The sequence below is a fragment of the Corynebacterium sp. HMSC063A05 genome (genome assembly GCF_001809695.1).
GTDB lineage: Bacteria > Actinomycetota > Actinomycetes > Mycobacteriales > Mycobacteriaceae > Corynebacterium > Corynebacterium amycolatum.
In genome coordinates this window covers 16,425-29,902 of sequence record NZ_KV798491.1, presented here as the reverse complement: position 1 = coordinate 29,902, position 13,478 = coordinate 16,425, and the positions used below count along the sequence as shown (strand labels likewise).

Genomic DNA, 13,478 nt, shown 5'->3' with positions numbered 1-13,478 from the left:
GGACATGTGACTGACTCAGACGCGCATAAATCTGGACTTCGAGGCCGCATTCGTCGCCCCGCGCCACCGGCTCCGGTTCCGGCGGCGCGGCCAACGGCTGAATCTCAGCCGGCCGAAGCGGCCCCGGACCTAACTCGCGTATCCGGCCATAAGGCAAATGCCGATACCGCCGCTGACGCGATGACGGAATCGGCATCACCATCGCCGGCAAAGGCGGCAACTGCGACAGCAACCGCTTCCGGCGATTCCTCCGCGGACTCGACGACGGACGCAAATCAGGAACAGTCGAACTCGGACATCGTCGCCTCCACGGGCTCGATGGCAATCGCTACCCTGATTTCACGCATTACGGGTTTTTTGCGAAACCTGCTTATCGGCGCGACGCTGGGTCCGGCTGTGGCTTCAGCCTTCAACGTCGCCAACACACTGCCGAACCTGATTACGGAAATCGTCCTCGGCGCGGTGCTGACTTCTCTGGTGGTGCCGGTGTTGGTGCGCGCGGAGAAGGAGGATCCAGATCACGGTGCCGCCTTCATTAGACGTCTCTTGACTGTCTCTATGACGCTGTTGGCAGTGGTGACGGTGCTAGCAGTGATAGGTGCGCCACTATTGACCAGATTGAGCCTTAACGAGGCCGGTAAGGTCAACGTTCCGCTGGCGACGTCATTTGCGTTCTTATTATTGCCGCAAATCATCTTCTACGGCATATTTGCGCTGCTCATGGCGGTGCTAAACACCAAGGGAATCTTTAAACCCGGTGCGTGGGCACCTGTCGCCAACAACGTCGTGGCCATTGCCACGCTCTTGCTATATCTGTTCCTGCCCGGCCAATTGAGTCCGGATTCGGACGGTTCACTCTCCGATCCGCACATCCTGCTTTTGGGTCTTGGTACCACTCTGGGTGTCGTCATTCAGGCAGCCATCATGATTCCCTACCTCAAGCGCGCGGGCATTGACTTGCGTCCGCTGTGGGGTATCGACGACCGCATCAAACAGTTCACCGGCATGGGTGTTGCGATTATCACCTACGTGGCAATTTCCCAGGCTGGTTACTTCATCACCACCAATATTGCCTCGACTGCCTCCAAGGCAGCGCCGACGATTTACCAGCAGGCTTGGCTGCTGTTGCAGGTGCCCTACGGCATCATCGGCGTTACCTTGCTGACCGCCATCATGCCGCGACTGTCCCGCAATGCAGCCGACGGTAATGATGGGGCAGTGGTCCGCGATCTATCCATCGGTACGCGTCTGACCATGATTGCGCTGGTGCCGATCGTCGCCTTCTTCACCGCATTCGGCCGCCCCATCGCCGTCGGTCTTTTCGCGTATCTGGAGTTCCCCCGCGAAACCGCGGAGATTCTTGGCTGGACGCTGTCCTTCTCGGCGTTCTCGCTTATTCCATATGCCATCGTGCTTTTGCACTTGCGTGTTTTCTACGCCCGTGAAGAGGCCTGGACCCCGACTTTCATCATCCTCGGCATTACCACCGTCAAGGTGATTCTGTCGTTCTTCGCTCCTCGTCTGGCTTCTGACGATGAGACCGTCGTCGTGTTGCTCGGTGCTGCCAACGGTTTCGGTTTCGTCGCCGGCGCAGTAATTGGCTTCTTGCTCTTGCGCCGCACTCTCGGACACTTGGACAGTAAGGCGACCGTCCACACCGTGCTGTGGGCACTGGGGGCGTCGCTTGTCGGTGTCGCCGTTGCTTGGGGCGCATTCGCATTGACCGACCTTGTGCTGTTCGATTTCTTCGGTTCCTTCGGCGTGCTGCTGCAGACCATCGTCACCGGCGTGGTCTTCCTCATCGGTACCGGCCTGGTGCTCGCTCAGGCTCCATTGGAAGAGGTCCGCGTTCTGGGCGGCTTCCTCGGCCGCATCCCGGGTCTACGCCGCTTTGCTCCGCAGCCTCATGCAGCCGACAATGCCGTCGCCGACCGTGAGGATATGGAGCGCGAACGTGGCTTCGCCGCTGATGCTTTCTCGATTGCCCCGTCGAACCTGATCGGCGAGGCCACGGGTCTGGCAAACGAGGGCTTCACCGCTTCGCCGCTGCTGCCGCCGATGCCGACGCAGGGTTCTCGCCCAACCCGCTATGTACCCGGCGAGATGGTCTCAGGTGGTCGTTTCCGTCTGCGTTCTGAAGTCGCGACCTACCCAGGTCTGCGCCTGTGGCGCGCCATGGATATGGGAGATCCCGATAACGCAGATGTCGCACTTGTCTTCGTCGACACGATTGCACTGCCGTACTACGACACTTCGCCATCGGCTGCCGCCCAGAAGATTGCCACGACGACCAATGAGCTGCGTGACTTGGCTGGCGCCGGAATGTCGCGGATTCATAGCGTGGCGAAGACACGCACCGAGGTGCTCATCGTCGCCGACTGGACCAGCAGTATCGGTATTGAGCGGTTCGATCAGGCCGCCCATCCGGATGCCCTGGCACTCGCAGTTGCATCACTTGCCGAGACGATCGCCGACGCCCACGAATCTGGGCGCTGCCTTGGCCTGACAAACAAGCCTGGACAATTGCGAATCAGCAGCGACGGCCACATCTACGACGCTTTCCCCGTCGTTTTGCCCAATAGCTCGCAACGTTCGGACTACAGCGCGTTGCTTTCAGTCATCGACGAGCTGTTCTACAGCGTGACGAACATCCCCTCCGATATTTCTGCTGCCATCAACCGCGCGAAGCAAACACGCCCGGAGAACTTCAATGGGCAGGAGTCGCCAGCTCGCACGCTCGCCGAGGATTTGCGCGCCGCAGCGCTGGGCCCCGATTCTTCGGAGTTTCTCGCAATCGACCCCGACACCGGTGCGCGCGAATCCGTCGATGCCGGCGGTGCAGCCCAATCAAACGCTCATCACACCAAGAATCGCACCCGCGCATTCAGCACCGGCGCAGTCGTTGTCGGCGTAGTCATTGTCGGTGCACTTGTCGCCGCGGGCATCTTTGGTCTGGTTAACCGTTCCTCGGACGCACCGATTAACTCCGAGTCCGTACGACGCGGCCCGGCTCCGGTCACGACGCTCTCGCTTGCCGACGCTAGCGAGTGGCAGGCCGACACCGACAACCCGGCAGCAGGTCCAGACAATCCGGACATGGCTGAGCTGACCATCGATAATGACGAGGAAAGCTTCTGGGTAACTTCTACTTACCTCAGCCAGTTCGGCAATCGTCCAGAGGACTTTAAACCTGGTGTTGGTATTCGGGTCACTCTGGATGAACCGGCAACCATTCGAGAGCTTAAGGTCTCTGCGACCCCGGGCGCACACATTGAAGTTCGCGGCCTACGCGATGCTGACTCGACGAACTTGGATGACACAACGGTTCTCGGTAGCGCAACCGCCACCTCAGGTACGACAACTATCGAAATTGATAGCCGCGACACCGAGTGGAAGAACCTTGTTGTCTGGATCTCCAGCTTGCCGACGGCTGCGGAAGCGGTAGCCGACAGCAACTCAGACACCGATGCTGATACGAATGCTGATGCTGAGTCGCAGAATTCCGATTCGGACAACCCACTTGTCGGCGACCGCAATCTGGCTGAGCAATCCCCGGATTCGTTGCTGCCAGTTGCAATTGGCGATATCCAGGTGCGTGGTACGGAATAACGCTCTGAGCTTGCCTTAGGCGGCAACAGTTTAAGTTGTCCCAAGTTATCCACAGCTACTGGGACATTTTGAAATTCATCCACAGCCCGCGGTCTCCACGGCAGTTTTGCCAAGCGGAGAGCGCAGGTTTCGTGTTTGCATAGGAGCCATGAACTTTGGGGGAAGAAATCGAATTGGGGACAGTCACCGTAAAGCCCATGCGGGTCGGCGACTGGGGGACTATGGCGTCGTCGGTATGCGAAAGCATGCATCTGCGGACGAGGTTGATCGTGAGTTATTAAAGGCGCACCTGGCGGGGGATCGTCGCGCGTTCGCGGTGTTGGCACAGCGTTATTACCCACAGTTGGTAGCTATGGCGCGGCGATATCGTCGGGATGATTTCGATCCCTTGGATGGGGTACAGGAGGGGTTGGCGCGGGCAATTGCGGGGGCGGCGAGTTTTCGCGGGCGTTCTACGGTGGCGACGTGGCTGACGTGCATCGTGAAGAATGCGTGTATTGACCACATCCGCGGTCGTTTCGGGGAGATTTCTCTGTGCGATAAGGACGAAGATTTTGAGACGCTTCTGAGTTCACAGCCGATTCCCTGCCCGGATGTTCCGCTACGAGTGACTATGGTCGCCGCATTGGAGCAGTTACCAACGGATCAGCGGGATGCCCTGTTGTACTTGGACATCTTTGGGTATTCGCTGCAAGAGACCTCTCGCAGTATTGGGCAACCGAGCGGAACGTTGAAGTCTCGACGAGCGCGGGCGCGTCGTGCGCTTCGGCGACAGTTGGAAGAAGTGCAGGTGGCCTAACAACTGCGAAGCAGGGGAGAAGCAGGGGAGGGGAATAGAGATGGCTAACCTCACGTTGGTTGAGGTAGCTGTTTCCGGTAATTTCTTTCCCGGAGCTGAAAAATTTGCTTACTACTGAGCATCACTGTGCGCCATGTGATGTGAGAGATAAAAATTATAGGAGTCTTCATGAGCGATATCGTTCACGACCTGATCATTGTCGGTTCCGGTCCCGCCGGCTACACGGCTGCCACCTACGCAGCCCGCGCCGACCTGAAGCCTGTGGTGTTCGAGGGCATCGAGTTTGGCGGTCTGCTTATGACGACTACCGACGTGGAGAACTACCCAGGTTTCTCCGAGGGCATCATGGGGCCAGAGCTAATGGATCAGATGCGCGCACAGGCTGAGCGCTTCGGCGCTGACCTGCGCATGGAGATTGTTGATCGCATGGATCTCACCGGCGACATCAAGTCTGTTTGGGTTGGCGGAGAAGAGCACAAGGCTCACGCTGTCATCTTGGCAACCGGTGCCGCTCCGCGTTATGTCGGTGCTCCGGGCGAGCAGGCACTGCTGGGCCACGGTGTCAGCGCCTGTGCCACCTGTGATGGTTTCTTCTTCCGTGACCACGATATCGCCGTCATCGGTGGCGGTGACTCCGCGATGGAAGAGGCAACCTTCCTTACCAAGTTCGCCCGCTCGGTGACGATTGTCCATCGCCGCGACGAGTTCCGCGCGTCAAAGATTATGGTTGAGCGCGCCCAGAACAATGACAAGATTCGCTTTGCGACGAACAAGGTTGTGTCCCAGGTTCTTGGTGAGGACAAGGGTTCAGTTACCGGTCTCGAGCTGGAAGACACCGTCACTGGCGAGAAATCCGTCCTCGATGTGACTGCCATGTTCGTAGCAATTGGCCACGAGCCACGTTCGCAGATGGTTCGCAATCAGCTGGACTGCGACGAGAATGGCTACATTCAGGTAGCCGCTCCGAGCACCCAGACCTCCCTCAAGGGTGTCTTTGCAGCGGGCGACGTTGTTGACTCGCATTACCAGCAGGCAATTACCGCCGCCGGCTCTGGCTGCAAGGCCGCGCTGGATGCTGAGCACTACTTGGAAACTGTTGCTCGGTAGCTGAAAGCAGGGTAGCCTCGCTAGCTGGATAAACAGCTATTAGTTGGGGCGGTGCAATTGTTGGATAACGCCAACGATTGCAGACATCCAACTATTGGGAGTACCCGATAGTCAGTCAGCCCAATTGTTGTTAGCTGTCGCTCAATGAGGGCGCAGCGGGACGTGTTATAGCCCGATCCGCCCCGCACCCATCGAGCGCTCGCAGCGTTCCCAAGAACACCATTAATTAACAATTTAGTACTTCACTCACGCCACCGGAAGCCCTAATTTTTGACGCCTTTAGCGCCAAATCCGTACGCGAGACTGAAGAAACTAGGTTGAAAAATTAGAATCAAGAGCACGAATCAAAACCACTAAGAACTCAAACGAGCTCATTCTAAGGAGAAGAATTTCATGGCTCCGGTAACTGTCACCGCCAATACCTTTAAGTCCGATGTCCTCGAATCCGATAAGCCGGTACTTGTAGATTTCTGGGCAGAGTGGTGTGGCCCGTGTAAGAAGATTGCTCCCGTTCTCGACGAGGTTGCGACCGAGCTCGATGGCAAGGCCGTCATCGCCAAGGTCAACGTCGATGAGGAGCGTGCACTGGCTGGCATGTTCCAGATTATGTCCATCCCAAGCCTGCTCCTATTCAAGGACGGCAAGAAGGTCGAAGAGATTCGCGGAATCCGCCCGAAGGGCGAAATCACGGCGCTCATCGAGAAGCACCTTTAAAAAAACCAGGGGTTGCTCCTTATCCGATACGAGGTCGCACCTGCTCACCCGTCACTTCACTTCTCCCACCTTCCTTGGACACGCCCCATTAAGATGTGACTGAAGTTATGGTTGTGATTTAGAGTTAGTTCTGGGGTTTTGCCGTCGGGCTTGCCGACGCGCCCTCGTAACAATCAATTCGCGCCTGCGACCTGGTAATCTTGCTGGAAATGGCGGTTTACGTCTTCCTTAATACCGTGAAGGAACCAGGTTGCCGCCAACTTAAGAGGTATTGCTGACCATATCCTCTGAGAGTGCGCGAAGTTTCTTAACTGAAGTTTCGTTTAGCTCACTGGCCAGTAATACTGATTAAGTGTTGTGAGAACCCCACAACGGCCTGAACATAATTGTGGAGTTCGGAAGGGAGTTTTCGTGCCAGAGTTTCTGAAGGTGGGCGATAGGTCACCTCGTGTTGCCGAGGTACGTTCTACCCTGGCTCGTCTTGGGCTTCTGCCCAACTGGGAGGGCTCAGCTGCAGAGGAGAACTCGCCTCAGTGGTCTGGTGACGACGACCTGTTTGATGAGGATATGCGCAACGCTCTCCTGGCGTTCCAACAGTCCCGCGGTGTCTATGCCGACGGCATCATCCGCGACAGCACCCTGCGCCTACTGCGAGAAGCTTCGTACACTCTGGGCACCCGCGTACTGTCCTACGATCCACTGTCACAAATGACCGGTGAGGACGTGGGCGTCCTCCAAGCTACCTTGCAGGAGCTCGGTTTCCACGATGCCCGAGTAGACGGCCACTTCGGCCCGAAGACCGATGCATCTGTGCGTGAATACCAGCTCAATTACGGGTTGGAGCCCGACGGTATCTGTGGCCCCGTTACTCTCCGAGCGCTCAGCTACTTGGGTAGAAGGGTTACTGGTGGCTCGGTAAACGCTTTCCACGAGAAGGAAATCCTGCGCACGATGGGGCCTAAGCTCTCAGGCAAGCGCATTGTCATTGATCCAGGCCTTGGGGCAGGGGAGCCCGGCGTCGTGGTCGACGGCCCCTACGGTCAGATTTCTGAAGAGGAAATTCTTTGGGATTTGGCCTCTCGCATCGAAGGTCGTCTTGTCGCGGCGGGTGCAGAGACTATTCTGTCTCGTCCTCGTACCGACAACCCATCTATCGAAGATCGAGCTGAGATGGCCAACGCATTTGGCGCTGACATCTTCATCTCCCTGCAGGCTGATCACTATCACAACAACCGCGCCAGCGGTATTGCGACCTTTTACTTCGGCTCGATGAAGGGCTCCAACTCCATTCTGGGCGAACAGCTCTCTGGCCTTATTCAGCGGGAAATTGTTGCCCGTACGAGCCTGGTGGACTGCCGCTCGCACGCCCGTACTTGGGATCTCCTCCGTCTGACCAGGATGCCCACGGTGGAAGTCGCCGTTGGTTACCTGACCAATGAGGATGACGTGGCAATTCTTTCTTCCCCAGATCAGCGGGACGTAATTGCCGAATCTATCGTTGTCGCTGTAAAGCGTCTGTACCTGGGCGATGAAGAGGAGCAACCAATGACCGGCGCTTACAGCTTTGCTCAGCTGATTGAAGAGGAAAAAGCCTAAACACGGCCGGCCTATGTAACCCGGTGCTAGAGACTGAACAGCTTTGAGCGCATAAAGGGTTCTTTCGCACTTAGATCCAACGCATGACCGATTTCTTCATCCCAGTCCAATTCCGCATCCAACTCGATACGGAGTTTCGGATGAATCGGATGTGGAGTCACCACCCGAAACCCGGAGTCAAGAAGGGTTCGCGTACGAATTAAATCACCGGCGTTATGGTTAATCGCCGCCAACGAATCTGAGATACACGGCTTTGGATTTAGCTTTTCTTCGAGTTGCGCCTCGAAATCAGCGATTAGATTCTCCGTGCCGTCGTCAGGCGTTGGCGATGACGGCGTGGGTCCCGACATAGAATCCGCTGTGCCACTGCAACCAAACGCCTCTACCGCTGAGATCCCGCGCAGCGCGAGCTTGTGCAGAGCGGTCACAATGAGAACGCGGAGCATGTCATCATCGACCTCTAAAGCGTTGTAATGCAGACTCGTCAGCGCTATCGCATCCGGCGATATTGGCCCGGAAGGCATGGAAAATGTCGTCGGGCAGAAGCGCGGGGGCGCAAAGAGGAGCGTGCCGACGGTCTCAGGCTTCCCATCGATACGTGATGCCGGTGGCTTTCGCCGTAGCGAATATCCGCACGGCCCCCAGGAAAGGTAGACGGTATTGAGCCATGCTTCCTTCTCCAAGCGCACCTGGGCGGCTAAATCAGAGCTTAGGACGCTATTTAAGGGGCTCTCACTAGCTCCGGTTGGCCGAATAGGGGGTTGGCTGTCCGAATGCTTTAAATCGCCGTTGAGGGCTTCATCCTCTTCTGGCTTGCGAGGGTCCAAATTAGGTTCGCGCGGCTCAGACGAGAAGTGGGCTAGGGCAGTTGCAGTACGGATATGCTCCATGCCCTGTTCCCAAAACAGGCTTAACATCGTCTCCGGATAGATTCCATCGATGTCGGCCAGCGAGATTTTCTCGATGAATACTTCAGTCACAGTAACCGGGTTTACTCTTCGTCGAGATGCATCAGTGACATGATGCGATCAAAGTCCTCGAGGTTGCCGAATTCGATGACAATTTTGCCCTTACGCTTGCCCATCTGGGCAGTCACCTTCGTATCAAAAGAATTGGACAGGCGATCAGCCCAATTGTGGAGTACCTCCGGCTGCGGAGTGGGCTCGCGGTGCTGCTTCTTTGGTCGCTCGCCTGCATTGAGTAATGTCACTGCTTCTTCGGTCGCACGGACAGATAGTCCTTCAGCAACAATTCGCTCGGCGAGGCGCTGCTGTTCCTCCTTACCTGCCTTGACCCCAAGCAAGGCACGTGCGTGGCCAGCCGACAGAACACCGACCGCTACTCGTCGCTGTACCTCCACCGGCAACTGCAAGAGTCGAATCATGTTGGTAATAACGGGCCGCGAGCGACCGATACGATCCGCCAGCTCTGCCTGAGTAACACCAAACTCATCGAGCAGCTGTTGGTACGCAGCGGCCTCTTCGAGTGGGTTCAGCTGCACGCGATGGATGTTCTCTAGTAGGGCATCGCGGAGCATGTCCTGGTTTGGAGTATCGCGAACGATGGCGGGAATCGTGTCAATTCCAGCTCGCTGAGAAGCACGCCAGCGACGTTCACCCATGATGATTTCAAACTCGGGTTGCAGCGCATTCGGATCTTCCTTGCGCGCTGCCTCGAGCGCTGCCGCACGATTATCCGTTGAGATTGGTCGTACGATAATCGGCTGCAATAGACCGAACTCACGAATAGAGTGAGCAAGCTCATTCAAGGGCTCTTCATCGAAGACCTCTCGTGGCTGCTTCGGGTTCGGCGTGATGAGCTTCAAATCGACCTCGCGATAGGTCGCGCCAAACTCGTTTGCGGCCGTAGTGTCAACATCAGCAGCCTCGGCGCCACTGTAGTCCGCTACTCCCGACGTCGTCGAGGGCATTGTTTCACGTGAAACATTGCTAGACTTACCAATAGCGTTATCGTCACTGTGACGTTTATTCGCCTCATTAGTATGCGGCTCGCTTTGCCCGGATTTTGTGGATTTTCCGGCGTTTTTCCTCTCAGGCAACGAGGTGCCGGATTCCGTCGCGGCCGCGCCCAATACGTCGGCAACTCCGCTACTGCCATACTGCTTCGCCCCCTGGGTACGGCGGGGACCGAAAATAATATCCGCGGCACTTTCACCTACCGACGGGTTAGCCGCCGGAGCAGTTGGGATCAGTGCGGCGATACCGCGACCGAGCCCTCCCTTGCGGTTCTCCTTCTTTTGATTCGACATGGGTTACTACTCCTAGTTGCTTTAATTTGGCTCAGTGGAATTGGACGGGGTAGGGGAGGAAGCTGGCTTTTGCCCAATCGCACTTCCCCCCGGAACTGCTGAATAGTCGCCACGCGTTGCCAATTCCTTTGCAGCATCAAGATAAGCAACTGCGCCCCGAGACCCTGGATCGTAGGAAATTACGGTCTGCGAATATCCCGGCGCCTCCGATACCTTCACGGATCGAGGGATGAGATTACGTAGAACAACCTCGCCGAAGTAGTTACGTACCTCATTGGCAACTTCTTCTGACAGTTTGGTGCGGCCATCGAACATAGTGAGCAGCACAGCAGAAATATGCAGCTCCGGATTGAGATGCTGACGAATCATCTGCACGTTATTCATCAGCTGTGTCACACCCTCCAAGGCGTAAAACTCACACTGAATCGGTATCAACACCTCGTTGGCGGCGGTCATCGAATTCAGCGTCAACAGACCAAGCGAAGGCGGGCAGTCAATAATGAGAAAGTCGAAGCCATTGTCGATCAAGTACTGATCTGGAACTGCATCGAGAAGTCGGCGCTCACGGTTCAGGAGCGAGACCAGCTCAATCTCGGAGCCCGCCAAGTCCAATGTCGCCGGCACACAATAGAGGTTCTCAGATTCAGGGGAACGCTGGATGACATCGTCAATCTGTAGCTCGCCGATGAGAAGCTCATACGTCGAAGGAGTCCCGGAAACATGCTCAATGCCCAGGGCCGTAGAAGCATTTCCCTGCGGGTCATTATCGATGACCAGAACCTTGAGACCATGCCGCGCGAGCGCCGAAGCGATGTTGACTGCCGAGGTGGTCTTGCCCACGCCACCCTTCTGGTTGGCGATCGTGATACGACGCGGTCGCTCGGGGCGTGGAAGCGATAAACGGTTCGGAGCCTTAACTTGCGCCGCTCGTTGAGCTGCCACAGCGATGGGTGTGTCTTGCCAGGACTTCCGGCTCATTAACTATTCCCCTTACAAGCACAGCAATCACCAATCATGGCCACTGGAGTGCGAATTTAAACTTAGTAACTATCTGCAAAAGCGTAATCATCAAGCCCCAACAACCGTTAGACGCCGACGATTGTGGAAATGTTTCACGTGAAACATCCACCTTGGTCGCTAGGACTTTGCCATACCGCGATACTTATCCCACTCTAGCCCGACGGTACTACGCGCCTCAATGCCGAAACCAAAACACAAACGAATCCGCAGTGGAGTAGGGGAAGTGGGGCTTACAGCCTACTTCTTCTGAATAATCACGGCGTACGTCGAGGTTCCCAACACGGATCCGCCGACCTCTACGACGCGAGGATTAATTCCCTTCGCCTTTGCAATAAGTTTTGCATCCCGATCGATTTCCTCTTGGGCAGTTCCACCCTTCAGTGCAACCATCGCGCCCCCGGATTTAACTAAAGGAAGCGACCATCCCGCCAACCTCCCCAGAGGGGCAACAGCGCGGGAGGTAACGACATCCACTTGGCCAATCTCAGCGCGAACCACTTTCTCCTCAGCACGCCCGCGAACTACCGTTACATTGTCCAGCTCAAGATCTTCCACAACTTCGTTCAAAAAGGTTGTGCGGCGCAGCAATGGTTCCACAAGCATGACCTTCAAATCCGGTCGTGCTAGAGCAAGTGGAATGCCGGGCAAGCCCGCCCCCGAACCAATATCCGCAACTACAAGCCCTTTGCCTATCGCTTCTCCAACTACCGCAGAATTGATAATGTGCCGATCCCACAGCTTTGGAGCTTCACGTGGTCCAATCAAACCTCGGACTGTCGCCTCCTCGGCCAACCATGAGTGGTAGCGGTATGCCCGATCGACATTCTCTCCAAACACGGTATCTATCACCGAACGCAGATCTGCATCGACCAAAACTGCGGAGGCTTCTTGCTTATCGACATCTTTCACGGAGTTACTCAACAGTTCCTCTAACCTTTCCAATGGGGCAGCTGTGCCGTCACTCGTCGAGCTTTTCAACACCCCTAGTGTACGACAGTGCAACAGCGATGTTTCACGTGAAACATTGACTGGGGATGGATGCCAAACTTGAGGCTCCAGAGAAAATTACAGATCTGTAATAACAGCGACGTTGTTTGCGTGGGAGGGGACTAAGGCAAACAAAAACGCCCCGCATTTGATGCGGGGCGTTCTGAGTAATTAACTTATGTAGACGAAGCGTGGTGCTACTTCAGCTATTTCTTTTTGCGCTTCCGTTTCTTCCGATTCGCGGGCTTCTGTCCCGGCGCCGGCTTGGAAGCCGGACCCTGCTGTCCCTTCGCCGAATTACCATCTGGAAGGTGGCTAGAAGCCTTGTTCGCAGTAGAAGCCTCACCAGACTGCGACTGCTGCGCATTCTGCGCTGCCTGGCGCTTGCCACCCTTCTTGGGGTTGATTGGCTTCTGGCCAACCTTCGGAGCGAGCTTCTCCTGTGCCTCGCGCTTAGCAGCCTTCTTGGCTGCGACAGCTTCCTTCTCTTCCTCATCCAGCTTGCCAAAGATGTAGCGCTGCTGGAAGTAGGTCCACACGTTGTTAGTCACCATGTAGACAAGAAGACCGATGTGCCAGAAAGCACCGGTAACAAGAATCATGATTGGGAAGAACCAAAGCATCATCTTGTTCATCATGTCCATCTGCTGACCCATAGGGCCTTCCTGGCGCTTCACCAAGCCGGCTTCCTGGCGGGCACGGGTGCGCTCAACAGACATGCGAGCGTTGAAGTGCGTTGCCAGTGCCGCGACAACAATCAGCGGGATAGCAACGATCATGATGTCCATGCGGGTGAAGTCTGCAGGCGTACCAGGCACGGTAAAGGCTGCGTATTGATCCTCACCCATTCCAACCGAACTGGACAGTGGAGCATTGAGCACACGAGCCAGCAGGAAGGACCGCACCTCATCTACACCGAAGATGTAGTTAGGCGTATTCCAGTTCTGCTCCACCGACATGCCGAGCGCATTGCCCGACGTACCTGTTCGGTTAAACGAACGCAGCACGTGGAAAAGACCGATGAACACAGGCATCTGAACCAGAATCGGCAGACAGCCGCCGAGCGGGTTGACACCCATTTCCTTCTGTAGCTGGCGCATAGCAAGAGCCTGAGCCTGCTGATCATTCTTGTACTTCTCCTTGATCGCCTGCATCTCAGGAGCGAGCTGCTGCATCTTGATGGCAGAACGCTGCTGGTTCAGCATCGGCTTAAACAGGAGGATACGGATGGTGACCACAAGCAAAATAATGGCCAGCACCCACGAGATACCCGAGGAGGGATCGAATAGGAAACCTGAGGCCTTATGCCAGAACCACAGGATGGCCGAAATCGGCCAATACACGAAATTGAGCACGGTCTAAGATCACTCCGTTCTT

Annotated in this window: 10 protein-coding genes; 5 read left to right on the top strand and 5 right to left on the bottom strand. The window is 56.2% G+C overall.

Annotated elements, in window-relative coordinates:
- Positions 1–6 precede the first annotated feature (6 nt).
- The 5 genes from HMPREF2651_RS00795 (at position 7) to HMPREF2651_RS00775 (ending at position 7,825) form a co-directional block, all read left to right on the top strand.
- The gene (locus tag HMPREF2651_RS00795) at positions 7–3,609 is read left to right on the top strand and encodes a murein biosynthesis integral membrane protein MurJ (protein WP_049181950.1); all 3,603 of its coding nucleotides are present in this window, start codon (positions 7–9) and stop codon (positions 3,607–3,609) included.
- 235 nt (positions 3,610–3,844) lie between these two features.
- Entirely contained in the window at positions 3,845–4,408 is a 564-nt protein-coding gene (locus HMPREF2651_RS00790) for a sigma-70 family RNA polymerase sigma factor (protein ID WP_224786658.1), read from the top strand.
- A 168-nt stretch (positions 4,409–4,576) separates the two neighbouring features.
- Positions 4,577–5,515: a thioredoxin-disulfide reductase gene (gene trxB / locus HMPREF2651_RS00785; RefSeq protein WP_038627079.1), complete on the top strand. Its 939-nt coding sequence runs from the start codon at positions 4,577–4,579 to the stop codon at positions 5,513–5,515.
- A gap of 393 nt (positions 5,516–5,908) precedes the next feature.
- The gene (gene trxA, locus HMPREF2651_RS00780; RefSeq protein ID WP_038627081.1) at positions 5,909–6,229 is read left to right on the top strand and encodes a thioredoxin; all 321 of its coding nucleotides are present in this window, start codon (positions 5,909–5,911) and stop codon (positions 6,227–6,229) included.
- 411 nt (positions 6,230–6,640) lie between these two features.
- Complete coding sequence (locus HMPREF2651_RS00775) at positions 6,641–7,825, top strand: N-acetylmuramoyl-L-alanine amidase (RefSeq protein WP_038627083.1); 1,185 nt, start codon at positions 6,641–6,643, stop codon at positions 7,823–7,825.
- 26 nt (positions 7,826–7,851) lie between these two features.
- Here HMPREF2651_RS00775 and HMPREF2651_RS00770 read toward each other — a convergent pair whose 3' ends face one another.
- The 5 genes from HMPREF2651_RS00770 to yidC form a co-directional block, all read right to left on the bottom strand.
- Positions 7,852–8,805, bottom strand: a complete 954-nt coding sequence (locus tag HMPREF2651_RS00770; RefSeq protein ID WP_038627084.1) for a hypothetical protein — start codon at positions 8,803–8,805, stop codon at positions 7,852–7,854.
- Positions 8,806–8,816: 11 nt separating this feature from the next.
- A complete protein-coding gene (locus HMPREF2651_RS00765; protein ID WP_038627086.1) occupies positions 8,817–10,094 on the bottom strand; it encodes a ParB/RepB/Spo0J family partition protein in 1,278 nt (425 codons plus the stop codon).
- Positions 10,095–10,115: 21 nt separating this feature from the next.
- Positions 10,116–11,072, bottom strand: a complete 957-nt coding sequence (locus HMPREF2651_RS00760; protein ID WP_038627088.1) for a ParA family protein — start codon at positions 11,070–11,072, stop codon at positions 10,116–10,118.
- Between the two features lie 279 nt (positions 11,073–11,351).
- Positions 11,352–11,987, bottom strand: coding sequence for a 16S rRNA (guanine(527)-N(7))-methyltransferase RsmG (gene rsmG, locus HMPREF2651_RS00755; RefSeq protein ID WP_049181978.1), 636 nt, complete (start codon positions 11,985–11,987; stop codon positions 11,352–11,354).
- 320 nt (positions 11,988–12,307) lie between these two features.
- Complete coding sequence (yidC, locus tag HMPREF2651_RS00750; protein WP_049181947.1) at positions 12,308–13,456, bottom strand: membrane protein insertase YidC; 1,149 nt, start codon at positions 13,454–13,456, stop codon at positions 12,308–12,310.
- Positions 13,457–13,478: the final 22 nt, after the last annotated feature.

Bases quoted from the DNA above. Each gene is read 5' to 3' on its own strand.
- trxB (WP_038627079.1), top strand. From the start codon at position 4,577: ATGAGCGATATCGTTCACGACCTGATCATTGTCGGTTCCGGTCCCGCC.
- trxA (WP_038627081.1), top strand. From the start codon at position 5,909: ATGGCTCCGGTAACTGTCACCGCCAATACCTTTAAGTCCGATGTCCTC.
- HMPREF2651_RS00790 (WP_224786658.1), top strand. From the start codon at position 3,845: ATGCGAAAGCATGCATCTGCGGACGAGGTTGATCGTGAGTTATTAAAG.
- HMPREF2651_RS00765 (WP_038627086.1), bottom strand. From the start codon at position 10,094: ATGTCGAATCAAAAGAAGGAGAACCGCAAGGGAGGGCTCGGTCGCGGT.
- HMPREF2651_RS00760 (WP_038627088.1), bottom strand. From the start codon at position 11,072: ATGAGCCGGAAGTCCTGGCAAGACACACCCATCGCTGTGGCAGCTCAA.